The 22,673-nt window shown below is 73.9% G+C and carries 20 protein-coding genes; 8 read left to right on the top strand and 12 right to left on the bottom strand.

Annotated elements, in window-relative coordinates; genetic code table 11:
- The first annotated feature begins 9 nt into the window (after positions 1-9).
- Positions 10-534: a gluconokinase gene (locus ABTY04_RS12785; RefSeq protein WP_352213426.1), complete on the top strand. Its 525-nt coding sequence runs from the start codon at positions 10-12 to the stop codon at positions 532-534.
- 89 nt (positions 535-623) lie between these two features.
- Here the strand turns inward: ABTY04_RS12785 and ABTY04_RS12780 are convergent, their stop codons facing one another.
- The 5 genes from ABTY04_RS12780 to ABTY04_RS12760 form a co-directional block, all read right to left on the bottom strand.
- Positions 624-857 carry a hypothetical protein gene (locus tag ABTY04_RS12780; protein WP_352213375.1) on the bottom strand — a complete coding sequence of 78 codons (234 nt, stop codon included), beginning with the start codon at positions 855-857 and terminating at the stop codon, positions 624-626.
- Positions 854-1,648 (bottom strand): hypothetical protein, encoded by a 795-nt coding sequence (locus ABTY04_RS12775; protein WP_352213374.1) that lies wholly within the window; start codon positions 1,646-1,648, stop codon positions 854-856. Before ABTY04_RS12775 ends, ABTY04_RS12780 begins: the two co-directional genes overlap by 4 nt.
- Before the next feature lie 35 nt (positions 1,649-1,683).
- A complete protein-coding gene (locus ABTY04_RS12770; RefSeq protein WP_352213373.1) occupies positions 1,684-2,805 on the bottom strand; it encodes a cytochrome P450 in 1,122 nt (373 codons plus the stop codon).
- Between the two features lie 237 nt (positions 2,806-3,042).
- Positions 3,043-3,285 (bottom strand): hypothetical protein, encoded by a 243-nt coding sequence (locus tag ABTY04_RS12765; protein WP_352213372.1) that lies wholly within the window; start codon positions 3,283-3,285, stop codon positions 3,043-3,045.
- 34 nt (positions 3,286-3,319) lie between these two features.
- The gene (locus ABTY04_RS12760; protein ID WP_352213371.1) at positions 3,320-4,195 is read right to left on the bottom strand and encodes a serine hydrolase domain-containing protein; all 876 of its coding nucleotides are present in this window, start codon (positions 4,193-4,195) and stop codon (positions 3,320-3,322) included.
- 161 nt (positions 4,196-4,356) lie between these two features.
- Between ABTY04_RS12760 and ABTY04_RS12755 the strand changes: the two genes are divergently transcribed.
- Positions 4,357-5,088: an ATP-grasp domain-containing protein gene (locus ABTY04_RS12755; RefSeq protein WP_352213370.1), complete on the top strand. Its 732-nt coding sequence runs from the start codon at positions 4,357-4,359 to the stop codon at positions 5,086-5,088.
- Positions 5,089-5,164: 76 nt separating this feature from the next.
- On the opposite strand, the gene ABTY04_RS12750 is transcribed toward ABTY04_RS12755, so the two are convergent.
- A complete protein-coding gene (locus ABTY04_RS12750; RefSeq protein ID WP_352213369.1) occupies positions 5,165-8,728 on the bottom strand; it encodes a S8 family serine peptidase in 3,564 nt (1,187 codons plus the stop codon).
- A gap of 163 nt (positions 8,729-8,891) precedes the next feature.
- On the opposite strand from ABTY04_RS12750, the gene ABTY04_RS12745 reads away from it, so the two are divergent.
- The 3 genes from ABTY04_RS12745 (at position 8,892) to ABTY04_RS12735 (ending at position 12,870) form a co-directional block, all read left to right on the top strand.
- The gene (locus ABTY04_RS12745; protein ID WP_352213368.1) at positions 8,892-10,394 is read left to right on the top strand and encodes an MFS transporter; all 1,503 of its coding nucleotides are present in this window, start codon (positions 8,892-8,894) and stop codon (positions 10,392-10,394) included.
- Between the two features lie 102 nt (positions 10,395-10,496).
- Complete coding sequence (locus ABTY04_RS12740) at positions 10,497-11,123, top strand: DUF6629 family protein (protein WP_352213367.1); 627 nt, start codon at positions 10,497-10,499, stop codon at positions 11,121-11,123.
- Positions 11,124-11,214: 91 nt separating this feature from the next.
- The gene (locus ABTY04_RS12735) at positions 11,215-12,870 is read left to right on the top strand and encodes a GMC oxidoreductase (RefSeq protein WP_352213366.1); all 1,656 of its coding nucleotides are present in this window, start codon (positions 11,215-11,217) and stop codon (positions 12,868-12,870) included.
- A 71-nt stretch (positions 12,871-12,941) separates the two neighbouring features.
- Here the strand turns inward: ABTY04_RS12735 and ABTY04_RS12730 are convergent, their stop codons facing one another.
- The 5 genes from ABTY04_RS12730 to ABTY04_RS12710 form a co-directional block, all read right to left on the bottom strand.
- Positions 12,942-13,421, bottom strand: coding sequence for a carboxymuconolactone decarboxylase family protein (locus ABTY04_RS12730; protein WP_352213365.1), 480 nt, complete (start codon positions 13,419-13,421; stop codon positions 12,942-12,944).
- Complete coding sequence (locus ABTY04_RS12725; protein WP_352213364.1) at positions 13,418-14,500, bottom strand: NAD(P)H-dependent amine dehydrogenase family protein; 1,083 nt, start codon at positions 14,498-14,500, stop codon at positions 13,418-13,420. The genes ABTY04_RS12730 and ABTY04_RS12725 overlap by 4 nt, the downstream gene beginning before the upstream one ends.
- A 74-nt stretch (positions 14,501-14,574) precedes the next feature.
- The gene (locus ABTY04_RS12720; RefSeq protein ID WP_352213363.1) at positions 14,575-14,697 is read right to left on the bottom strand and encodes a DUF6126 family protein; all 123 of its coding nucleotides are present in this window, start codon (positions 14,695-14,697) and stop codon (positions 14,575-14,577) included.
- 15 nt (positions 14,698-14,712) lie between these two features.
- Positions 14,713-15,396 (bottom strand): helix-turn-helix domain-containing protein, encoded by a 684-nt coding sequence (locus ABTY04_RS12715; RefSeq protein WP_352213362.1) that lies wholly within the window; start codon positions 15,394-15,396, stop codon positions 14,713-14,715.
- Between the two features lie 63 nt (positions 15,397-15,459).
- On the bottom strand, positions 15,460-16,998 hold the full coding sequence (locus ABTY04_RS12710) for an ATP-dependent DNA ligase (protein ID WP_352213361.1): 1,539 nt from the start codon (positions 16,996-16,998) through the stop codon (positions 15,460-15,462).
- A 152-nt stretch (positions 16,999-17,150) separates the two neighbouring features.
- Between ABTY04_RS12710 and ABTY04_RS12705 the strand changes: the two genes are divergently transcribed.
- The 3 genes from ABTY04_RS12705 to ABTY04_RS12695 all read left to right on the top strand — a co-directional run bounded on the left by ABTY04_RS12705 (position 17,151) and on the right by ABTY04_RS12695 (position 21,698).
- On the top strand, positions 17,151-19,907 hold the full coding sequence (locus ABTY04_RS12705; protein WP_352213360.1) for an alpha/beta fold hydrolase: 2,757 nt from the start codon (positions 17,151-17,153) through the stop codon (positions 19,905-19,907).
- Positions 19,904-20,776: an ABC transporter permease gene (locus ABTY04_RS12700; protein WP_352213359.1), complete on the top strand. Its 873-nt coding sequence runs from the start codon at positions 19,904-19,906 to the stop codon at positions 20,774-20,776. Before ABTY04_RS12705 ends, ABTY04_RS12700 begins: the two co-directional genes overlap by 4 nt.
- A gap of 187 nt (positions 20,777-20,963) precedes the next feature.
- Entirely contained in the window at positions 20,964-21,698 is a 735-nt protein-coding gene (locus ABTY04_RS12695) for a carbonic anhydrase (protein ID WP_352213358.1), read from the top strand.
- A gap of 16 nt (positions 21,699-21,714) precedes the next feature.
- Here ABTY04_RS12695 and ABTY04_RS12690 read toward each other — a convergent pair whose 3' ends face one another.
- Positions 21,715-22,656 (bottom strand): aldo/keto reductase, encoded by a 942-nt coding sequence (locus tag ABTY04_RS12690; protein WP_352213357.1) that lies wholly within the window; start codon positions 22,654-22,656, stop codon positions 21,715-21,717.
- Positions 22,657-22,673: the final 17 nt, after the last annotated feature.

Here is a 22,673-nt window from a genome sequence, read left to right as displayed (position 1 = left end):
CTGGTGGTGATGGGCGTGGCCGGCACGGGCAAGACGACCGTGGGCACGCTGCTCGCGGACGCGCTCGGCATTCCGTACGTGGAGGGCGACGCCTTCCACCCGGCGGCCAACGTCGCCAAGATGTCCGCCGGCATTCCCCTGGACGACGCCGACCGGCAGCCCTGGCTGGACGCCATCGGCGCGTGGATCCGCGCCCGGCCGGCGGGCAGGGGCGTCGTGCTGGCCTCGTCGGCGCTCAAGCGCGCCTATCGCGACCGGCTGCGCGCGGCCGCGCCCGACGCGGTGTTCGTGCACCTGACCGGCGAACGGCCGCTGATCGAGCGGCGGATCGCGGCCCGCACTGGCCACTTCATGCCGGCCACCCTGCTGGATTCGCAGTTCGCCACGCTGGAGCCGCTCCAGCAGGACGAACTCGGCGTCGTCGTCGACGTGTCCGGATCGCCCGAGGAGATCACCGAGCGGGCTCTGGCCGCGCTGTCCGCGCTGCCCGGCCTCCACCGGCCCCCCTCTCCTTCCCTCTCCCGGGACAGCTGAAGGAACCCCCTGCGTGACAGCGCGTACTGATCGCACTCGGCGCGATCCTCGGCAGACTGCCCTTGCGCCTGGGCTTCGTCCTGCTGCCGTCACTCGTCCTCCAGCTGCGCCGCTGCCACGGCGAGCCCGTTCGCGGCGGTGGCGCAGCGGTCGGCCAGCGCGGCCACCTCGGCGCGGAACGCGTCGGCCTGCGGGCCCTGCCAGTCCAGCGCTTCGGCTGCCGCGCGCAGCCGGAGCGCGTGGGCGCGCAGTACGGCGGAGTGGCCGCGCAGGCCGCCGGCCGGGTCCGGTGGGCCCTGGCGCAGCCGGGTGGCGGGGCTCACCGGCTGCGCCAGGGCTGGACGAGGAGGATGCCGCCGGTCCCGATGAGGCCGATCGTGTGGACGCAGCCCTTGTCCGGGGCGGCCGGTGCGGGGCGACGGCCCGGGCCCCGGTGGCGGCCCCGGCCGCGGCCCTGGTCCCGGTCCCGGTCGAAGAAGGCCCGGACGGCGGCGCCGAGTCCGAGCAGCGGTTCGGCGGGCACGGCCCGGCCGGTGGCCACCTGCCACCCGGCATGGTCGTTGAAGGGATTCGCATCGGTCAGGGCGTTCCAGGCGAACAGGTCGGCGAAGGACGGGGAGAGCAGCGCGAACGCCCGCTCGGCGCCCTGGTCCCGCATGACCCGGCGGAAAACCCGGACGGCCGCCCCCTGCCGGTCCTCGGCCACGGCCCGGAGGATCGCCGCACCGTCGGGGTCGTCCAGCAGATCGGGACGGTCTGTGCTCGCCGCCCGGATACGGGCCTTGAGTCCGCAGACGGCGAGGCTGACGGCGAGACTCTCCCGGCCGGTGAGGACCCCGGCGAACCAGCCGGCCCGCGCGACGCCCCTGCCCCGCGGGCCCCAGCCCAGGCCCGCCGGGTCGGTGAGGGTGCGCAGCAGGGTGCGCCAGCCGAGCCGGGAGCGGCCGCGGCGGCGGCCCAGGGCGGCGGCCGGGAGACGGGCGCCGAGGGCCAGTTCGGAGGCGTGCCGGGCGGCTTCGCCGACGGCGTCGGCGGCCTCGGCGAGCTCGCGGCACAGGGCGTCGAGCAGTTCGACGTCCGGGTCTGTGGTCGCGCAGGTCGCGGCGTCGGACATGGAATCCTCGCGGGATGTCGGTGGGGAGGGAGGCGTCAGCGACGGGTGAGGGTGAGCCGGATGCCGCGCGGGTCCAGTGCCGGCGGCAGCGGTCCGGGCGGGTCGAGCACCGGCCGGGTGGCCGTGATGCGGCGGCGGCGCAGGACCTCGGCGCACAGCGCGGTGGTGACCAGCAGGCCCAGCCGGTCGCCCGGGCAGCGGCCCGGGCCGTGGCCGAACGGGGCCATCCGGATGTCCTCGTCCGCGCCCGGGGTCTTCCAGCGGCCCGGTACGAAGACGTGCGCGGCGGGCACGTGCTCCGGGTCGCGCTGGTGGAAGTGGGCGGGCAGCAGGACGGTGGTGCCGGGCGGGTGGCGCACGCCCCGCCACTCGGTCTCGGCACAGGTGATGCGGATCAGGTCGGGCACCGCCGGGTACAGGCGCAGGCACTCCCGTACGCAGGCGCGCAGCCGGGGCAGTTCCCCGCGGGCTTCGTGTCCGGCGGCTTCGGCGGCCGCCGCATCCTGCTCGGCGGGGTGGGCGGCGAGCAGGAGCAGGGTGCGCAGCAGGGTCGCGGGGATGCTGTCCATGGCCCGCAGGACCTGGTCCCCACGGTCGGCGTACGCGCCGGCCCGGCCGAGCAGGGTGTGCCCCTCGGCTGCCCCGGCGCGCTCCCTGCCGCGGCGGCGCAGCCGGCCGAGCAGGCCGGTGAGCTGCTCCTCCCCCGCGGCCGCACCGTCGCCGAGCACGATCCGGCGGGCGGCGCGGGCCACGGTGCGCCGGGCGCGGGCCAGGTCGAGGGTCGCGGCGGCCGTCAGGTAACGGGCCTCCTCGGCGATGATGCCGCGGACGGCGCCGCAGGACCGGGCTCCGCCCGTGCCCGGCGGGGACGGTGGTGGTGCGCCGCCGGGTTCGGCGTCGTAGAACTGCCGGAGTTCCTGCCGGTCGAGCAGGACGAGCACGGCCCCGGACAGCCCGCGCACCAGCACGGGCGCCCCGCCGTGGCGGGCGCGCAGGGCGCGCAGCGTGTCGGCGGAGAACGCCGGCCGGGTGCCGCCGGAGCCGCGGGCGAAGAGCGGGAGGGCGCGGGCGGCGGCCAACCGGACGGACCGGGTGCGCCCGGCCCGCGCCTGCTGCCCGCGTGAGACGGCCGACTGGGTCGTACCGGGACCGGTCATGGCTGCACCTCCCTGGGATCGGGCCGCCTGGGACCGCGCCGGACCGCCGTTCCGGGCGGCGAGGGCCTCCGGCGGGCGCCGATGCCGTAGGCCCAGCACGTCCTGGGCGGCCTCGTGGAGCGTGCGCATCCGTGTACCTCCGCGCGCAGCCGGAAACCAACGGTCGGTGACATCGAGCTCACCGTACGTCGGCCTCGCGGCAGCCGCGCTCCGAGCGCTACCCGGGCGGCTCCAGCCCTACGAGGAGCTCGGCCACGTCGAGACCGGCGCAGAGGTACGAGGTGAAGGCGTCGTTGTCCAGAGCCCAGGGGGGCGCCGCCGTACGAGTGCCACGGATTCCCCGGCGGTCAGCGGTCCGTCGGGCATCTCACGGACCAGGTGCTCCACCCGGGGGTCGGGGCCGTGCCCGGGCCGGGTGTACAGGCTGATCACCAGGTCGAACTCGGAGCCGACCACGACGGTCTGTCGGGTTCTCCGCATCCCGGCCACTCCCCCCCGTCGCGTCAATGCGCCGTCAAGCGTACGGAGTCGGGGCGAAGACCGCTTCGCGGAAGGCCTGGCGGAGAGGGCCCGGGAGGTGGGTGGGGAGGAGGATCGCCCACCGGTGGACGCGGGGGGAGACCCAGACCGTCGGGGATTCGCCGTAGGACCACGTGCCATGGGGGGCCGGGTGCCAGAGCAGGCCGCGGGCGGGGTTCAGTTCGCCGGTGCGGATGCGGAGGGACTCGCTGACCCAGCCGCGGGAGACGGCGTGATCCGCCGGGGAGAGGAGGTGGCCCAGGAAGCGGGCGAGATCGGTCAGGGGCGCGTACAGGGTCCCGTCGGCGAAGCGGGTACCGGTCATGCCGAGGGGGTGCCAGATGCGGGTGGCGGCGAGCTCGGCGAGGGGGCTGCCGGTGAGGTGCTCGGCGAGGCGGGTGAGGGCGGCGTGGGCCGCGGGGCCGGTGGAATGGCTGAGCAGGTGGTGCGTGGTGGCGCCGACGGGCGTGCCGGAGGCCGCTTCGGCCCCGTACGCCGCGAGGGGGGTGTGGAGCCGCAGGGCCTCTTCGGCCACGAGGCTCCCGATCACGGGCCACAGGGCGAGCACGGGGACCAGGCCGCCGACGTCGAGGAGTCGGCCGCCGGCCACCGACCCGCCGTGGATCCCGTCCGGCCCACCGAACGCCCATCCCGCACCCTGATCCGCCCCCTGCAGCACACCCCGAACCCGCCCGCCCACATCGGCGGACCCGGCCCCGTCGGCCGCATCGGCCACGTAGGCCGGTTCGACTGCCCCGGCCACGTCGGCCACGTCGGCCGGGTCGGGCCGGTCGGCCCCGTCGGCTGCCTCGGGCCGGTCGGTCGGGGTGGCGGCTTCGGGTGTACGGGACCGGTCGCTCTGGAGCGTCATGGCGCCCCACGCTAGCCACCGCCCGAGCGCCCGCGCAGGTGCGCCGCCCCGGAGTCGTGGCGGATTCACCCCGGGCCACCCGAATGCCCGAGGGCACGGCCGCCCCCGGAGCCTCGGAAAACCCCGCGCCGTCCGCCAGGACACCTGGCAGGGTCGTCCGCGTGAACCTGATCCTTCCGCCCCGCATCACCGACTCCGCCGCCCGGCTCCGGGACGCCGCTCACGCGCGCGGCCTGGGCACCGTGCGACTGGACACCTTCGCCGTGCCCGAAGGGCTGCGCGCCGGGCACCTGCATGCCGGTCCGGCCTTCGCCGACGCCGTGGCCCCGCTGCTCGGGATCGGGCTGCTGGAGGCCCCGACGGACTGGCTGGCGCGGCTGCCGCGGGAGTTCACCGGCCGGGAGATCCGCCTGGTCCCGATCCGCGAGGCCTACGCCCTGCGCCGGCCCGTCTTCGTGAAGTCGCCCAACGACAAGTCGATCCCGGCCCTGGTCTACTCCGACGGCTCCCGCCTCCCCGGCCCCGACGCGGTGGACCCTGGGACCGAAGTGCTGGTCAGCGATGTCACACGCTTCACGGCCGAGTACCGGACGTACCTCCTCGACGGCGTCGTGCACACCGCGAGCCGGTACGCCGAGGACGGCCGCCTGAGCCTGGGTCCGGCGGCCCGCGAGGCGGTGGCCTTCGCCGAACGCCTGCCGTTCGCCACCCTCCCGTCCGCGATCGTCGTCGACGTCGGTGTCGCGGACGGCCGCTGGTCGGTGATCGAGGCCAACGCCGCCTGGGCCAGTGGCACGTACTCGTGCGATCCGCAGCGCGCCCTCGACGTCGTCCTGCGCGCGGCCGCCCCGCACCACTGCGTCGCGGACCGCGACCGGCCGTTCCTGCGCTGAACCAGAGGGCTCTGGCACGAGGGGCGGGGCGCCCCGCGGCGCCCCGCCCCCGTACTCCGTGCCCCGCCGGTCCCGGCTAGCTCTTGTCGGGCCGGTCCGTCACCCGCAGGGAGTTCAGCAGCGGCTTGCCGTAACCCCCGTGCGCGACGAAGCGGACGTTGAGCACGCCGTCCGTGACCGTGACCGTGTACGTCCGGGTCAGGGCCGTGTACGTGCCCGCCTCCAGCGAGATGTCCAGTGAGGGCAGGACCTGCGTGCCCTCGGCCAGGACGTCGAAGACGCGCTTGTTCGGCTTCGTCGAGGACAGCTCCGCGAAGCCGAGCTCCACGGTGTACGTGCCGTTCGGGACGTTGTCGAAGCGGTATTCGTACATGCCCTCACGGGCGTTGCGCAGCAGCCGCTGCTCGGCGGTGCCGGCGATCGTGCGGCCGGTGGAGTGCACCGAGGAGCTGCCCTGGTAGCCGTACGAGCCGGGCGTGTACTTGCGGTCCGGGGACCAGCTGTCGCCCAGGGTGTCCGTGCCCGCGTAGTCGGAGCCCGCGTCCAGGGCGACCTGGTAGCGCGGGACCACGACCTTGACCGGCACCGTGAGCACCGGTGCGCGGCCGCTGGCCGAGGTGATCTTCAGGTCGGCCGTCAGGACCGTCCCGGCGGCCAGGCCCGTCGTGTCCACGGCCAGGGTGACCACGGCCTTGCCACCCGTCGGCAGGTTCCCCGTCCCCGGGGTGGCCGTCAGCCAGGCCGCGTCCTCGGTCACCGTGAAGTCCGTGCCGAGGCCCGGGTTGGTGAGGTCGAGGGTACGGGTCCGCTTCTGATCGGCGGGGAGGACGACCTCGACCGCCGGCCGGGAGGCGGTGACCCGGCCCGTGCGCAGGGACTGCGTCACCGTCGTGACGTCGGCCGCCTTGACGTCGACCGTCGCCGCCGCGGTTTCGTACGACGGGGCGGCGAGGGACACCGCGCGCGAGCCGGACGGGCTCTGGACGACGTATCCGCCGTCCGCGGCCGTGGTCGCCGAGACCGCAGTGTCGCCGGTGCCGACGGTCACCGTGGCTCCGGCGACGCCGTTTCCGTCGTTCGCGTCGAGCACCCGGCCCGCGACCACTCCGCTCTTGGTCGTCTTGAAGGCGATGGCCAGCCCGTCGGTGATGACCGCCTGGTTGAAGGAGTACTTGAAGGCGTCGGTGCCCGTCGCGTTCTCCACGCCGACCGTGGCCGTGGACCCGCCCTTGATGCCGGTGCCGCCCGTCCCCTTGTACGTGTACGCGACAGTGCCGTCCTCGCCGATCGCCGCCGAGAACGAGAACTTGTCGGTCTGCGCCGACCAGTGGGCCACGTCGCGCCACTCGATGACGTACGTCCGGTGCGGGGCGGTGCCCGTGACGGCGGTGAAAACGCCCGAGCCGCTGCCGGCCGCGCCGACGACCAGGTCGTCCCAGAACGGGTACAGCGCCGCGTTGGGCGTGGCCGTGCTCGGGATGTCCCCGTTGATGTCACCGGTGTTGTTGCCGCCGAAGCTGACGGTGCCGTTCGTCCCGATCCAGGCCTGGCCGTACGTCTTGCCGTACAGCGGGACCGGGAACGGCAGGTCGACGCGCTCGGTGGTGTTGTCGCCGGTCAGCGCGAGCTGCCGGTCCCCGGCCGCGTACGGGTGGCTGCCCGCGGTGGAGCAGGCGTAGCCGTAGCCGTCCGTGCGCTCGGGCAGGGTGACCGCCACGGCGGTGTCGCCGGCGACGGTGGCCCGGGCGCTGCCGTCGGTGACGCACCGGGAGGAGTGCGCGGCCCGTACCTCGTACGTGCCGTGCGGCAGCGTGACCTCGAAGCGGCCCTGTGCGTCGGCGGTCGCGGTCACCGGGGTGTCCGTGACGGTGACGGTGGCGCCCGCGGCGGGTCCGGCGGCCGAGGTGACGGTGCCGGTGAGCTTGCCGGAGGGGGCCTGGGTGAGGGTGAAGTCGCCGGTGGCGGTGGCGTTCTCGGTCACCGTCGCCGTCGCGGTCTCCTGGCCGTAGCCGAACTTGGAGGCCGTCAGCGTGTAGGCGCCGACCGACAGGGAGCGGAAGGTGTAGGTGCCGTCGGCCGCGGTGGTCGTCGTCCGCCCGATCGGGCCGGTGGCGGTGACCTTGGCGCCCGCGACCGGTGCGCCGCCCGAGCGGACGGTGCCGGAGACGGCGCCGATTGCGCCGCGCGGGGCGCCGGAGACGGCGGCGAACGCGTCGAGCTTGCCCTGCCCGAAGACGTTGTTGTCGGTGGCGGTGCCGCCGCACTGACCGTTGTCGGTGTCCTGCGCGGTGCCGTTCAGCAGCTGCTCGGTCTGCGTGACGTCGCCTTCGAGGGCGGGTGCGGCGGACCAGAGCAGGGCCACGGTGGCCGCGGTGTGCGGTGAGGCCATGGAGGTGCCGGAGAAGGCCTCGTACCTGCCGCCGGGAACGGAGGACCGGACGTTCACGCCGGGGGCCGCGATGTTCGGCTTGATGATGCCGCCGGGGCCCGCGCCGCGCGAGGAGAACGGTGCGATCGCGCCGTTGATGTCGAAGGCGCCGGAGCTGTAGGAGCTCGCGTAGTCACCGGGCGAGCCGCTGGTGGCGCAGCCGGGTCCGGCGTTCCCGTTGGAGAAGGCGGGGAAGATGCCGGCGGCGCGCCAGGTGTCGACGATCTGCCGGTACCAGTCGTCGTGCGCCGCGCTGCCCCAGGAGTTGTTGACGACGTGCGGGGCGAGGTCGGGGCGCGGGTTCCGGCCGTTCAGGTCGGTCGGGGCGACGATCCACTGGCCGGCGGCGAGGAGGGAGGCCTCGGAGCAGGAGTTGCTCTCGCAGCCCTTGGCGGCGATCCACTTGGCGCCGGGGGCCACGCCGATCTTGTTGGCGCCGCCGTCGTCGCCGACCATGGTGCCCATGGTGTGGGTGCCGTGGTCGTTGTTGTCGCAGGGGGCCGCGGTGGGGCAGACGCCCGCCGGGTCGAACCAGTTGTAGTTGTGGTCGTACGATCCGTCGGCGCTCTTGCCGCGGTACTGGCCGTTGACGGCCGGGTGCGTGTAGTCGACGCCGCTGTCGATGTTGGCGACGACGATGCCCTCGCCGCGCACCCCGAGCTGGTCCCAGACCTGCGGGGCCTTGATGCGGTCGATGTTCCACTCGACGGCGTCGGCGGCGGCGTTCTCCCGCTTGCCCTCGGCGGGCCGGGGGAGGGTGACCTTGTCGTCGGCGTCGATCCGGGAGACCTCGGGGCGCTGCGCGAGGGTGTCGGCGAGTTTCCGGCTGCCGACGACGCGGACGGCGTTCACGATCCAGTACGAGGTGTACTCGGCCTTGGCGCCGTCCAGGGCCTTGACCACCTCGGCCTGGGTGCGCGCGGCGTGTTCCCGCTTGACCTGAAGAACCGTTTCAGCTTTGGCGGCGCGGGTCTGCTGCCGGCCGGCCGCCGTGAGGTCGGCAGCGCTGTCCAGGTAGACCCAGAAGACGGATTTGGCGGAGTCGTCGAGCTGGGCGCGGAGCTTCGGCTCGATCTTGCGCTCGGCCGCCCCGGGGGTGGGGCCGGGTTCCGGCGCCGCCGCTGCGACACCTGCTCCGACGGGCAGGAGCAGGGCTGCGGTGAGAGCGGCGAGCGCCGCGCGTAAGGATCGTCGTCTGTTGCGTTGGGCCACGTGTGGTCCTCCTCGGACGCCGTGTGCAGGTTGTGCGCGAAGGGCGTGCGCGACGTGCGCGGTCATGGTGAAGGAGGGGTCATGCTCATTACAAGAGGGCCTAATGAGCCGTATGCTGCGCGCCCGGGTGGCCCTTCCGGCCCCGGCGGGCCAGCCTGAAGGCATGACCGATCCGGCTCCGGGTGTGGCAGAGGGCGCGCCGGCCGGGCCCGGGGTCGCACTCGCGTCCGCCCGGGGCCGATGGATCGTGCTGGCCACCGTGCTCGGGTCGACCATGGCCCTGCTCGACTCGACCGTCGTCAACGTCGCACTCCCCCGCATCGGGGAGGATCTCGGCGCCGATCTGGCCGTGCTCCAGTGGACCGTCAACGCCTACCTGCTGACCCTGGCCGGGCTGATCCTCGTCGGCGGGGCACTGGGCGACCGCTTCGGGCGACGCCGGATCTTCGTCCTCGGGGTGGTGTGGTTCGCGGGCGGCTCGCTGCTGTGCGGGATCGCGCCGAACGCCGGGGTGCTGGTGGCCGCGCGGGCCCTTCAGGGCATCGGCGGCGCACTGCTGACACCCGGTTCGCTCGCGCTGATCCAGGGCTCGATCGCCCCCGAGGACCGGGCCCGGGCCGTCGGGCTGTGGTCGGGGTTCGGCGGGGTGGGCGCGGCGGTGGGACCGTTCCTCGGCGGCTGGCTGGTGGACGGGCCCGGCTGGCGGTGGGTGTTCCTGCTGAACGTGCCGGTGGCCGCGGTATGCGTGCCCGTCGCCCTGCGGCACGTACCGGAATCACGTGATCCGCAGGCGCACGGGCGGTTCGACGTACTCGGCGCCGTGCTCGGGGCGGCGGCCCTCGCCCTGCTGACGTACGCGCTGATCGAGGCCCGGTCCGGGGCCCCGCTGGTGATCGCCGCGGCGGCCGGCGGCCTGCTGCTGTCCGCCGCGTTCGTGTACGTCGAGCGGCACCGGGACGATCCGATGGTGCCGCCCGACATCTTCGCGTCCCGCCAGTTCACCGCCGTCAACCTGGTCACCCTGTGCGTGTACGCGGCCTTCGCCGGGTTCTTCTTCCTCATCGTGCTCCAGCTCCAGGTGGTCTCCGGCTACTCGGCGCTGGCCGCCGGGGCCGCGCTGTTGCCGACGACCGTGCTGATGCTGCTGCTGTCGTCCCGGTCGGGGGCGCTCGGGGAGCGGATCGGGCCACGGATCCCGCTCACGGTCGGTCCCCTGCTGTGCGCGGCCGGAATGCTGCTGTCGCTGCGGGTGGGGCCGGACGCCGCGTACGTACGGGACGTGCTGCCGGCGATGGTGGTGCTGGGCATGGGCATGGTGACCCTGGTGGCCCCGCTGACGGCGACCGTGCTGTCCTCGGTGGACCCGGGCCGGGCGGGTCTGGCCAGCGGCATCAACAACGCGGCCGCGCGGGCGGCCGGACTGCTGGCCGTGGCGGCGCTGCCGCTGCTGGCCGGCATGGGGCCGGAGGCGTACCGCTCGGCGTCCGAGTTCGACGCGGCCTTCGGGCGGGCCATGCCGTGGTGCGCGGGGGCGCTGGTGCTCGGGGCCGCGGTGGCCTGGGCGACCGTACGCACGCCCGTCCCGGGAGCGTGCCACCCGCAGTGCCGCACGTACTGCGCGATGTCGTCCCCGCCGCTGGAACCCCCGCGGACGGCGGAGCAGTGACCGGCGCGGGGCCCGGCCCCGGTCCGCTCCGGGGTTGACGGTCGCCGCGCGAAGGCGCGGAGGCTGCCCGTACGGTGGGAGGGGGCCCTCCGCGGAGGCGCCATGTGCTGGAACGCCACGGCCGATCTGACGGCGGGTACGGTCATCGCCGCCGCCGGAATCGTGTGCCTGGCCCGAGTACGGCGGCCCCGCGATCTGCCCGTCGCCGCGCTGCCGCTGCTGCTGGGCGTCCACCAGCTGGTGGAGGCCGCCGTGTGGCACGCGGGCGGCGGCTGCGGCCCGGCCGCCACGGCCTGGGCGGTGGTCGCCCTGCCCGTACTGCCGCTGTGGGTGCCGCTCGGGGTCCTGCTCGCGGCAGCTCCGCAGGACCGCCGCCGCCTGTGGGGGCCGGCCGCCGCCGGCCTCGCCACCGCCGCGGTGCTCGCGTACTGCCTCGCGACCCGGCCGGCCGTCGCCGGGATCCGGGGCCACACCCTCGGCTACGGCGTGAATGTTCCGTGGATGCCGCTCGTCCTCGCGGGCTACCTCTTCGCCACGCTGGGCGCCCTGGCACTGTCCGGCGACCGGCTGCTGCGACTCCTCGGCGCGGTGCTCGGCTCCGGAGCATTGGCCTGCTCAGCGCTGTGGCGGCTGGAATTCGCCTCCACCTGGTGCGCCTTCGCCGCGGTCGCGTCCCTGCTGGTCCTGGGCTGGGTCCGGCGCCCCGGGCCGGGCGTCCCCGTGACGTGACCGGCCGAAAGTTACCTAGACGTATGTAGTGACTTCCCATGCGCCCAGCAGTAGAACTCGTTCCCATTCCGCCAAGAGTGAGGAAGGCCACATGGGCGACAAGGCCCTGAACATAAACGGCCCCAATGGAATCTCGCGTCGCCGATTCATCACCAGAACAGGTTCCATTATCGGCGCTGCGGCCCTCGCCGGTCAGATCACCCCGGCCCATGCGCGGACCTTCGCCTCGACCGCAGCGGCCGCCGGCCCCGTAGACAATGGCGCGCACGTACCGGCCCTGGTGATCGGCACGGGCTACGGAGGGTCCGTCGCCGCCCTGCGGCTCGCCCAGGCCGGCGTCGACGTCCACATGATCGAGATGGGCATGGCCTGGGACACGCCGGGTCCGGACGGCAAGATCTTCTGCAACACGACCAGCCCGGACCAGCGCTCCTACTGGCTGCGGACCAGGACCAAGCAGCCCCTGAGCAACTTCCTCGGCTTCCCGATCGACAGAGACATCCCCCGCTACACCGGGATCCTGGACGCCGAGGAGATGGGCGGCATCATCGTCTACCAGGGCCGCGGCGTCGGCGGCGGATCGCTGGTGAACGGCGGCATGGCGGTCACCCCGAAGCGCGCGAACTTCGGCGCCATCCTCCCGTCGGTGAACGCCGACGAGATGTACTCCACCTACTACCCGAGGGCCAACGCCGGGCTCGGGGTCGGCCTCGTCGACCCGGCCTGGTTCGACACCGTCGACTGCTACCAGTTCGCGCGCGTCGGCCGCAAGCACGCCCAGCGCTCCGGCTTCCCCTTCGTCTTCGTCCCCGACGTGTACGACTGGGACTACATGAAGCAGGAGGCGGCCGGGACCGTCACCAAGTCCGCGGTCGCCGGGGAGATCCTCTACGGCAACAACCATGGCAAGAAGTCGCTGCAGAAGACCTACCTCGCCCAGGCCGCGGCCACCGGCAGGGTCACCATCTCCCCGCTGCACAAGGTCACTTCCGTCTCCCCCGCGGCCGGCGGCGGCTACACCGTCGTCATGGACCAGATCGACACCACCGGCGCCACGACCGCCACGAAGACCGTGGTCGCCGACAAGGTGTTCTTCGCGGCCGGCAGCGTGGGCACCAGCAAGCTGCTCGTGAAGCTCAAGGCCACCGGCGCGCTGCCCGCCCTGAACAGCGAGATCGGCAAGGGCTGGGGCGACAACGGCAACGTCATGTGCGGCCGGGCCAACCACCTCTGGGACCCGACCGGCAAGGTCCAGGCGGCCATCCCCTGCGGCGGCATCGACAACTGGGACGCGGGCGGGGCGTTCGCCGAGGTGGCACCGCTGCCGACCGGGATCGAGACGTACGCCTCCTTCTACCTGTCGATCACCGAGAACCCGAACCGCGCCGAGTTCACGTACAACGCGGCGTCGGGCGCGGTCGAGCTGAACTGGCAGACCGCGTGGAAGCAGCCGTCCATCGACATGGCCAAGACCATCTTCGACAAGATCAACTCCAAGGAGGGGACGATCTACCGGACGGACCTGTTCGGCACCGACAAGATCTGGGGCGACCACCTCACCTACCACCCGCTCGGCGGCGCGGTCCTGGACAAGGCCACCGACAACCACGGCCGCCTGCACGGCTACACCGGTCTGTACGTGATCGACGGCGCGCTGATCCCCGGCAACACCAGCGTGAACCCGTTCGTCACCATCACGGCGCTCGCCGAGCGCAACATCGAGAACATCATCGCCACCGACCTGTAGGCGATCCGCACGCAGACCCGGGGCCGCCGGACGTACCGGCCGGCCCCGGACCCCTTGCCGTTCCGCCGGCCTCAGTGCCCGGGCAACACGCACACGCTGTCGAGGCCGAGCACGTGGTTGAGCCGGCCGAAGGCCAGCCAGGACCCGATGCTCATCGTCAGCTCCACGATCTCCAGCTGGCTGTAGTGCGCGGTCATCCGCTCCCAGAACTCCTCGTCGAGGTTGTGGTGGTCGAGCGTGTAGCGCTCCGCGTACTCCGCTGCCAGCCGGGTCCGCTCGTCGAAGCGGTCCGTGGTGCGCCACTCGGTGACGGCGTCGGTGAACTCCTCCTCGACCTTCTCCCCGTCGCGCTCGGTCCGCCAGTCGAGGCAGAACACGCACCCGTTGATCTGTGCGACGCGCAGCCGGGCCGCCTCGAACTCGCGCAGCCCCAGGGTGGTGTGGGCGTACACCGACAGGGAGAAGTTCGCGGCGGCCATCCCGATCCCGGGGACCATGTCGCCCCACACGTACTCGATCGGGTGCCGGCCTTCGGGTACGTCGATCCTCATGGCTTTTTCCTTCCGAGCTTGCCGACGGCGGGACGCAGGGGGACGTCGAGGGCGTCGTAGAGGCCGGGTTCTGCCCCCACCAGCCAGTCGATGGCACCGACCAGGCGGCCGACGGCGGTGGCGTTGCCGCCCGCCGAACGGTTCTCGCCCTCGTCGGTGGCCTCGATGGTGACCTCGATATGCGGGCGGCCCTCGATGACCACCCGGTGGGCGCCGTCGCCGCCGTCAGGCGGCGACGGCCAGTCGGGGGCGCAGGAGGCGTGGATGCGGGTGACGTGCTCGATGACGATGCGGGGTTCGCCGTCGACGATGCCCTGCACCTCGAAGCGGATGGCGCCCTGGGTGCCGGCCGCGAAGTCGCCCATCGTCCGGGTGGTCACCGTCGCGTCGAGGGCACGGCGGTCCACGGTCTCGCGGATCTCGTCGAGTTCGACGCCCAGCGCCCGGGCGATCATGCGGATCTGCCCGCCCCACACCATGGTCGGGACGGACGCCATGAGCATCATCGGCTCGTAGTCCATGGGCTGGCCCATGCCGACGAGGTGGCGGACGGAGTCCGGCTGGTCGTAGGTGGAGTAGTCGAATATCTCCTGGCAGCGGATGGCGTCGATGGTGGTGCCGAGTCCGCTGAGCAGGAGCGGGAGTACGTCGTTGCCCCAGCCGGGGTCGACGCCGGAGGCGAACAGCGAGCCGCCGCCCTCCGCGACGGCGGCCGCCACCGGATCGCGGAATTCGGGCGGGGCGTTGCGGTGGTCGTAGAGCGGGTAGAGCGCGGGGCTGACGACGACCGCGCCGGCCCGGATGGCCCGGGTGATGTCGGCGAGCGCGTCGTCGGGGCGGGTGTCGCCGGAGGCCGCGTAGACGACGGCCTGCGGCCCGGCGGCGAGGACCGCCTCGATGTCGTCGGTGGCCACGACCCCGGTGTCGCGGTCGAGTTCACCGAGCCGGCCCGCGTCGCGGCCGATCTTGTCGGGATGGTGGACGATGACGGCGGCCAGTTTCAGCGCCGGATGGGCCTCTACGGCACGGATGGCCAAACGGCCGACGTTGCCGGTACCCCAGACAACCGTGGAAATCATGCGCGGAGGGTAGCGACAGGACCTGCACGTTTCCAGAGTCGCGGGCCCCGGCGTTCCGTTACTGGTTCTGGCCGCTACTGGTTCTGGCCGCCCAGGACGAAGAGGAGGTAGACGAAGAAGGCGAAGAGGTGGCCGACGAACAAGTAGGCGATCAGCCGGATCAGCAGGCCGCGGGGGAACTTGGACTGCAGCTTCATGGTGGGGCTCCTGGGCTAGGGGTGGTGTGCGGGCGCGCCGGAGGCACCGCCGCCGAGGCACAGCCCGGCGAGGCTGCTCTGCAGCAGGGTGTGGACGAACAGCAGGTCGGCTCCGCCCGGGGCGGCCGCGCCGATCCTGTGCGGGGTGAGCGAGTCGAAGTGCGCGCTGTCCCCCGGCTCCAGCAGGTGCTCGGCCTCGGCCAGGTGCAGCCGCAGCCGCCCCTTGAGGACGTACAGCCATTCCTCACCGGGGTGGACGCGGACCAGCTCGCCCTGGCTGCGGCCATGGGGGACGTGCACGCGCAGCGCCTGCATCCCGCGGCCGGAGCCGCCGGCCTGCCAGTACGTCCACCCGTCGGCCTCGCGGGCACCCGGACCGCCCGCCCGTACGATGGGATCGGCGACGGCAGGGGTCTCGCCGAGCAGTTCCGAGACCGTCGTACCGTAGGTGCGGGCGAGTCCGAGCAGCAGCGGCAGCGAGGGCTGGCGCCGCCCGGTCTCCAGCCGGGACAGGTGCGCGGGCGAGAGCCGGGCCCGAGCAGCGGCGGCCTCCAGGGTGAGCCCGGCACGACGCCGCAGCTCCCGCAGCTGCGGCGCCACGGAGGGCAGCTCTTCGGCGGCGTGGCCGGGGTCGGGGCCGAGGTCGGGGCCGACCGGTTCGTCGGGCCCTTCGGGGCCGGGGGCAGGACCGGAAGTCATACCCCGATTGAGCCAGAATCCTGCCTGTGTGGCAATTTGCCTTGCCTCTGAGGCAAAAGACGTTCAGTCGCCGTTGCGGCCCTCGCCGAGCACCGTCTCCACCGTGTCCGCCTGGTCCGCGCTCTTGTCGGGGCGGTGCCGCAGCACCCGCGCGAAGCGCAGGGCGACCCCGGCCGGGTAGCGCGGGGAGCGCTGGAGGCCGTCGTAGGCGATCTCCACGACCAGTTCGGGCCGCACCCGCACCGTGAATCCGTCGTCCTCCACCGCCAGCTCCCGCAGCCGCCCGGTCTGCCAGCGCAGCATCTCGTCGGTGAGTCCCTTGAACGTCTTGCCGAGCATGGCGTACGTGCCGTCGGCGGCCCGGGCCCCGAGGTGCAGGTTCGACAGCAGTCCCGTGCGCCGGCCGTGGCCCCGTTCGACGGCGAGCACCACCAGGTCGAGGGTGTGCACCGGCTTCACCTTCAGCCAGTGCCTGCCGCGCCGCCCGGCCGCGTAGACGGAGTCGAGGGCCTTGACCATCACCCCCTCGTGGCCCCGGCGCAGGGTCTCGGCCCAGAACTCCTCGGCGGCGGCCGCCTGCCCCTGCGGGTCCTCGACGACGAGCCGGCGGACCCGGCAGTCCTGCGGCACGAGGGCGCAGAGCGCCGCGTACCGCTCGCGCACCGGGAGGTCGAGGAGCACCTCGTCCCCGGCCGCCAGCACGTCGAAGAAGTACGGGACCACCGGCAGCGTCCGCCGGGCCGCCTCGACGTCGACCCGCGATCCGACCCGGCTCGCGACCTCCTGGAAGGGCACCGGGCGGCCGTCCGGCGTCTGCCCGATCACCTCGCCGTCAAGGATGAACCGCTCCCCCGGCAGCGCCCGCACCCGCTGTGCCACCTCCGGCAGCCGGTCGGTGATCTCGTCCAGGGAGCGCGTGAACACCCGTACGTCGTCCCCGTCGCGGTGCACCTGCACCCGGATCCCGTCGAGTTTCTCCTCCACCGCGCAGGGCCCGAGCGCCGCCAGGGCCTCGGCCACCGACTTGGCGGTGTTCGCCAGCATCGGCTGTACGGGCTGCCCGACGCGGAGGGTGATCCCGCGCAGGGCCTCCGCGCCGTCGGCCAGGACCGCGGCGGCCACCCGGGGCAGCGAGCCGTCGAGCATCACCGCCCGGCGCAGCTCGGCGGCCCGCACCCCGGCGGCCGCGGCGACCCCTTCCAGCGCGACCGCGTCGAGGGCCCCCTGGCGGACCTCGCCGGAGAGCAGGCTGCGCAGGAACCGCTGCTCGGGTGCGGTGGCCGCGCCGAGCAGGGCGCCCAGTATCCGGCTCCGCCCGGCCTGCGCGCCGGAGCCCGCCACGGCGGCGTACTCCGTCACCGCCGCGTCGACGGCGGTGACGGTCAGGGTGGGCTCGGCGGCGGGTTCGACCTCCCGGCCGAGCGTGCGCCAGCCGATGCCGGGACGGCCCTGCGGGAGGCGCCCGGCGAGGTAGGAGATGACCAGCCCGGCCTCTTCGGGGGGCGCGGCGGCGAACAGCTGCGCGAGCAGGGCGGTCTTCCGTGAGCGGGCGGAGGTCGCGGCGACCTCCCGGGACACGCGCGCGACCTCGGCGAGCAGCATGCCGTCATCCTCCCGCCGCCCGGCGTCCGGCGCAGGTCGGGTACGGATACCGCAGGCGCGGTACACCGGGCCGCCCGGGTAGTCCTGCAGGAGGTGGGCGGTTCCGCCTGGGGTCGCTCAGGGCCCGGGTGCCCGGCGTCTAGGGTTCCCGTATGAAGCTGCGACTGCCGAAGCCCCGGCTGCCCCGGCGCCGCCGGACCCGCCTGCTCGCGGGCGCCGCCGCGCTCGCCGTCGTCGCGGGGGCCGGCACGTGGACCGCCGCCGCGTCCGGGGCCGCGCCCGCGGTGCACCGCCGGGACGAGGTGCTGGAGATGCCGGGTGCCGGCATCGACACCTCGTACTTCACGGCCGGGGGCGCGGGGAAGCGGCCTGCCGTGCTCCTCGGGCACGGGTTCGGCGGCAGCAAGGACGACGTCCGCGCGCAGGCCGAGCGGCTGGCCCGGGACGGGTACGCCGTGCTGACCTGGTCGGCGCGCGGCTTCGGCCGGTCCGGCGGGCAGATCGGACTGAACGACCCCGACTACGAGGTCAAGGACGTGTCGCGGCTCGTCGACTGGCTCGCGCGGCAGCCCGAGGTGCGGCTCGACGGGGACGGCGACCCGCGCGTCGGCGTCGCGGGTGCCTCGTACGGCGGGGCGATCTCGCTGCTCGCCGCCGGATACGACCGCCGGGTCGACGCGATCGCCCCGCAGATCACGTACTGGAACCTCGCGGACTCCCTCTTCCCGCAGGGCGTGTTCAAGAAGCTGTGGGCGGGGCTGTTCTTCACCACCGGTTCGACCGGCGGGCTGCAGCCCGAGGACAGACCCGGCGCGGCGGCCGCCCCCTCCGGCGCCCCCGCCCGGGCCGGTGCCTCCGCCCCGTCCGAGCCCTCCGCCGCCTGCGGACGGTTCCGGCCCGAGCTGTGCGCCATGTACGAGCGGGTCGCGGCGGCCGGAAAGCCCGACGCCGAGGCCCGTGCCCTGCTGGAGCGGCGCAGCCCGTCGGCGGTCGGGGACCGGATCAAGGTGCCGACCCTGATCGTGCAGGGCCAGGACGACTCCCTCTTCCCGCTGGACCAGGCCGACGCCATGGCGAAGGCCATCTCGGCGAACGGCGCGCCCGTCTCCGTGGACTGGGCGGCCGGCGGGCACGACGGCGGCATGCGCGAGTCCGGCCGGGTCGAGGCCCGTGTGGCCGCCTGGTTCGACCGCTACCTCAAGGACGACCCGGGCTCGGACACCGGCCCGGCCTTCCGGGTCTCGCGCTCCGGCGGCATCGACTCCACCGACGGGGCGGTCCGCTTGCGCGGCGCGAGCGGTGAGCACTACCCGGGGCTCGCCGCCGGTCCCCGGCCGTTCGCGCTGACAGGCCGGGAGCAGAGCTTCGCCAATCCGGCGGGCGGCGCCCCGCCCGCACTGTCCTCGCTGCCCGGGATCGGCGGGCAGCTCGCCGCCTTCGGGGCCGGACTGTCGCTGGACTTCCCCGGGCAGAACGCCCTGTTCGAATCGCAGCTGCTGACCGAGGAGGTGCGGATCACCGGCACCCCGACCGTCACCCTGAACGTGCGGTCGACGGCGGCGGACGGTTCGGCCGTCCTGTTCGGAAAGGTGTACGACGTCGGGCCCGACGGGCGCCAGGCGGTGCTGCCGAGCCAGCTGGTCGCCCCGGTGCGGGTGGAGAACGCGCAGCAGGGGACGACGGTGGAGCTGCGGCTTCCCGCCGTCGACCACGCCGTGCAGGCCGGGCACAGGCTGCGGCTCGTCGTCGCCGCCACCGACCTCGGCTACGGGTCCCCGGCTGCGCCGGCCACCTACACGGTGGGGGTGCAGGGCGCCCTGGCCGTTCCCGTGGCCGACGGGGTGCGGACGGCCCCGGCGGGGCTGCCGGCGTGGACCTGGGGGCTGCCGCTGGGTGCGGCGCTGCTGGCCGCGGCGCTGCTGGGGATCCGGAGGGCCGGCCGGGAGAGTGCGGGGACGCGGGCCGACGCAGCGCAGCCCGACCCCGCGCTGGCCGACGTACCACTGGAAATCGCCGGTCTGACGAAGCGGTACGCGAAGGCACAGGACCGGTACGCGGTGCGGGACCTGTCGTTCCGGGTGGAGAAGGGGCAGGTCCTGGGCCTGCTCGGGCCCAACGGCGCCGGGAAGACGACCACGCTGCGGATGCTGATGGGGCTGATCTCGCCGGACGCCGGGCAGATCCGGGTGTTCGGGCACCCCGTACGGGCAGGGGCTCCGGTGCTGTCGCGGGTCGGGGCGTTCGTCGAGGGCGCCGGCTTCCTGCCGCACCTGTCGGGGCGGGCCAACCTGGAGCTGTACTGGCAGGCCACCGGGCGCCCGGCCGAGGACGCGCACATGGCGGAGGCCCTGGAGATCGCCGGGCTCGGCGACGCGCTGGAGCGTGCCGTGCGCACGTACTCACAGGGCATGCGGCAGCGCCTCGCGATCGCGCAGGCCATGCTCGGGATGCCGGACCTGCTGATCCTCGACGAGCCGACGAACGGTCTGGACCCGCCGCAGATCCGGGAGATGCGGGACGTGATGATCCGGTACGCGGCGGGCGGGCGGACGGTCATCGTCTCCAGCCACCTGCTGTCGGAGGTCGAGCAGTCGTGCACCCACCTGGTGGTCATGGACCGTGGCCGGCTCGTGCAGGCCGGCGAGGTCACGGAGATCACGGGCGGCGGGGACACCCTGCTGGTGACGCTGGCCGGGCCGGCGGACGAGGCGATCGTGGGGAAGGTGGCCGCGCTGGAGGGTGTGGGGTCGGTGGCGGCGGCAGACGACGGACTGCTGGTGCGGCTGGAGGGTGCGACGGCCGCGGGGCTGATCGCCGAACTGGTGCGGTTGGAGGTGCCGGTGTCCGCAGTGGGGCCGCACCGCCGCCTCGAAGACGCGTTCCTCACCCTGATCGGAGGTGCGGCGTGAGCGCCGTGACAGAGGTGGCCGCCGGCTACCGGGCGAGCCGTACGCTGCCGCTGCGCGTGGAGGCGCTGCGCCAGTGGCGCCGGCGGCGGACGCTGGTGATGGGCGGGGTGCTCGCCGCGCTCCCCTTCGTCATGATCATCGCCTTCGCGGTGGGCGGCGGGCAGGACGGCGGCCGTGGGGGCGCGGGCGGCAACGGCCGGGTCACGCTCATCGACACGGCGACGGCCTCGGGCGCGAACTTCGCGGCCACCTGCCTGTTCGTGTCGGCCGGCTTCCTGCTGGTCGTGCCGGTGGCGCTGTTCTGCGGGGACACGGTGGCGTCGGAGGCGAGCTGGTCCTCGCTGCGCTACCTGCTGGCCGCTCCGGTGCCGAGGGCCCGGCTGCTGTGGAGCAAGCTGGTGGTGGCGCTGGGCTTCAGCCTCGCGGCGATGGTGCTGCTGCCGGTGGTGGCGCTGGCGGCGGGCACGGCCGCGTACGGGTGGGGTCCGCTGAAGCTGCCCACGGGAGGCTCGTTGGCGGCCGCGGACACCGTGCCGCGCCTCGCCCTGGTGGTGGCGTATGTCTTCGTGTCGCAACTGGTCACGGCCGGACTGGCGTTCTGGCTGTCGACGCGGACGGACGCGCCGCTGGGCGCGGTGGGCGGCGCGGTCGGCCTGACGATCGTCGGCAACGTGCTGGACGCGGTGACGGCCCTCGGATCCTGGCGGGAGTTCCTGCCCGCCCACTGGCAGTTCGCGTGGGCCGATGCGCTCCAACCGCAGCTGGAGTGGGACGGGATGATCAAGGGGACGGCGGTGTCGGCGTCGTACGCGCTGGTGCTGTTCGCGCTCGCGTTCCGCGGGTTCTCCCGCAAGGACATCGTGTCCTGAGCCGCCCGTCGGACGGCCGGCCGGCGGACGGACCCGGCCGGCGGACGGACCTGGCCGGCGGGTGGGCCGTCCGTGGCAACGGGGTCCCCGCCCGCGTGCGCCTGCCGTCCGGGTCCCCCGGCACGCTGAACAATCGTCGTCGTCACGACGTACGGACACGTCTGCGCGGCACCGAGGGGTACCACCGATGCACACAGCAGGACTTCCGGATCGCAGGGCCGTGCTGGCCGGCGGCCTGGCGGCGGCCACCGCCGTCGCACTGTCGGGATGCTCGGCCGCGCGTGCCCCGAGGGCGACGACCGCCGCCCCGCAGCCGCGGCCGGCGACCCCGCAGGCCGCGTTCGTGCGCCTGATGGAGGGCAACAAGCGCTGGGTGAGCGGGAACCTCGATCACCCCGACCGGGATCCCGAGCGGCGCGAGCTGGTCGCCGAGGCACAGGACCCGTTCGGGGTGGTCCTCTCGTGCATCGACTCCCGGGTGGCGCCCGAGCTGATCTTCGACACGGGGCTCGGGGACCTGTACGTGCTGCGAACGGGCGGGCAGGCGGTCGGCCCGGTGGTGACCGGCTCGGTCGAGTACGGGCCGATGACGGGCGGCACTCCGCTGATCGTCGTGCTCGGCCACCAGCGCTGCGGCGCCGTCGAGGCCTCGTACAAGGCGCTGAAGTCCGGCAAACCACTGCCCGGCAATCTGCAGGCCATCGCGAAGGCCATGGTGCCGGCGTACGACCTGACGGTGAAGAACCCGGGCGCCGACCCCGTCGACACCATGACCCACCACCAGATCAAGGTGACCGCGGACGATCTGCGGGCCAACGCCGACCTGGGGCCCCTCGTGAAGAAGGGCGCCCTGGGCGTCGTCGGCGCCTACTACTCACTGGTCACCGGCAAGGTGGAGGCTCTGTCGGGTTCGCCCGTCTGAGCGTCCGCGCCGGGGCTCACTCCCCTGCGATCGCGTCGATCTCCGCGAGCAGTGCGGGCTCCAGGGGGCGGTCGGCGACGGCCGCGTTCGCCCGTACCTGCTCGGCGGAGGTGGCGCCCGCGATGACGGAGGAGCAGCCGGGCTGGGCGCCGAGCCAGCCGATGGCGAGTTCGAGGATGCTGCGGCCGTGCTTGTCGGCGACGGCGGCCAGTGCCTCGACCGTGTCGAGCCGCTCCTCGGTGAGGTAGGTGTCGCGGCCCTCCAGCCGGGAGCCGGCCGGGACGGGCGCACCCCGGCGGATCTTGCCGGTCAGCAGGCCGTTGGCGAGCGGGAAGTACGGGAGTACGCCGAGGCCGTAGTGCACGGCGGCCGGCACGAGTTCCTGCTCCGCGCTCCGCTGGAGCAGCGACCATTCGTTCTGCGCGGACACGAAGGGGGCCGCGCCGGTTTCGCGGGCGACGTGGGCGGCTTCGGCGAGCTGCCAGCCGCTGAAGTTGGAGTGGCCGATGTAGCGGATCTTGCCTTCGGCGACGAGTTCGGTGAGCGCGGCCAGGGTCTCGGCGACGGGGGTGGCCGGGTCGGGGCTGTGCAGCTGGTACAGGTCGATGTGGTCGGTGTCCAGACGGCGCAGGGACTCCTCGACGGCCCGCCGGATGTACGCGCGGCCGCCGCGGGATCCGGCGGCGGGCCCGTACTCCATGTCCATGCCGGCGTAGCCGAACTTGGTGGCGAGGACCACTTGGTCGCGGCGGCCCTTGAGGGCCTGTCCGAGGTGGCGCTCGGAGCCGCCGCGCCCGCCGTAGATGTCGGCGGTGTCGAGGAGGGTGATCCCCGCGTCGAGGGCCGCGTCGACGACGGCCCGGGTGGCCCGGGCGTCGAGGCGGCCGCCGAAGTTGTTGCAGCCCAGTCCGACGGCGGAGACCTGAAGACCTGAACTTCCCAGCGGGATGTAGCGCATGCGGTGGGTTCCTCCAC

Source organism: Streptomyces sp. NPDC097981 (assembly GCF_040302565.1).
Classification (GTDB): Bacteria; Actinomycetota; Actinomycetes; order Streptomycetales; family Streptomycetaceae; genus Streptomyces.
Note: the sequence above shows the minus strand (reverse complement) of the source record. Positions and strands in the feature narration are given on the sequence as shown.

What these genes read in the sequence shown, in the direction of transcription:
- ABTY04_RS12785 (WP_352213426.1), top strand. Translation starts at nt 10, where the DNA reads ATGGGCGTGGCCGGCACGGGCAAGACGACCGTGGGCACGCTGCTCGCG.
- ABTY04_RS12775 (WP_352213374.1), bottom strand. Translation starts at nt 1,648, where the DNA reads ATGTCCGACGCCGCGACCTGCGCGACCACAGACCCGGACGTCGAACTG.
- ABTY04_RS12770 (WP_352213373.1), bottom strand. Translation starts at nt 2,805, where the DNA reads ATGACCGGTCCCGGTACGACCCAGTCGGCCGTCTCACGCGGGCAGCAG.
- ABTY04_RS12765 (WP_352213372.1), bottom strand. Translation starts at nt 3,285, where the DNA reads ATGCGGAGAACCCGACAGACCGTCGTGGTCGGCTCCGAGTTCGACCTG.
- ABTY04_RS12760 (WP_352213371.1), bottom strand. Translation starts at nt 4,195, where the DNA reads ATGACGCTCCAGAGCGACCGGTCCCGTACACCCGAAGCCGCCACCCCG.
- ABTY04_RS12745 (WP_352213368.1), top strand. Translation starts at nt 8,892, where the DNA reads ATGACCGATCCGGCTCCGGGTGTGGCAGAGGGCGCGCCGGCCGGGCCC.
- ABTY04_RS12740 (WP_352213367.1), top strand. Translation starts at nt 10,497, where the DNA reads ATGTGCTGGAACGCCACGGCCGATCTGACGGCGGGTACGGTCATCGCC.
- ABTY04_RS12735 (WP_352213366.1), top strand. Translation starts at nt 11,215, where the DNA reads ATGGGCGACAAGGCCCTGAACATAAACGGCCCCAATGGAATCTCGCGT.
- ABTY04_RS12730 (WP_352213365.1), bottom strand. Translation starts at nt 13,421, where the DNA reads ATGAGGATCGACGTACCCGAAGGCCGGCACCCGATCGAGTACGTGTGG.
- ABTY04_RS12725 (WP_352213364.1), bottom strand. Translation starts at nt 14,500, where the DNA reads ATGATTTCCACGGTTGTCTGGGGTACCGGCAACGTCGGCCGTTTGGCC.
- ABTY04_RS12720 (WP_352213363.1), bottom strand. Translation starts at nt 14,697, where the DNA reads ATGAAGCTGCAGTCCAAGTTCCCCCGCGGCCTGCTGATCCGGCTGATC.
- ABTY04_RS12715 (WP_352213362.1), bottom strand. Translation starts at nt 15,396, where the DNA reads ATGACTTCCGGTCCTGCCCCCGGCCCCGAAGGGCCCGACGAACCGGTC.
- ABTY04_RS12710 (WP_352213361.1), bottom strand. Translation starts at nt 16,998, where the DNA reads ATGCTGCTCGCCGAGGTCGCGCGCGTGTCCCGGGAGGTCGCCGCGACC.
- ABTY04_RS12705 (WP_352213360.1), top strand. Translation starts at nt 17,151, where the DNA reads ATGAAGCTGCGACTGCCGAAGCCCCGGCTGCCCCGGCGCCGCCGGACC.
- ABTY04_RS12695 (WP_352213358.1), top strand. Translation starts at nt 20,964, where the DNA reads ATGCACACAGCAGGACTTCCGGATCGCAGGGCCGTGCTGGCCGGCGGC.
- ABTY04_RS12690 (WP_352213357.1), bottom strand. Translation starts at nt 22,656, where the DNA reads ATGCGCTACATCCCGCTGGGAAGTTCAGGTCTTCAGGTCTCCGCCGTC.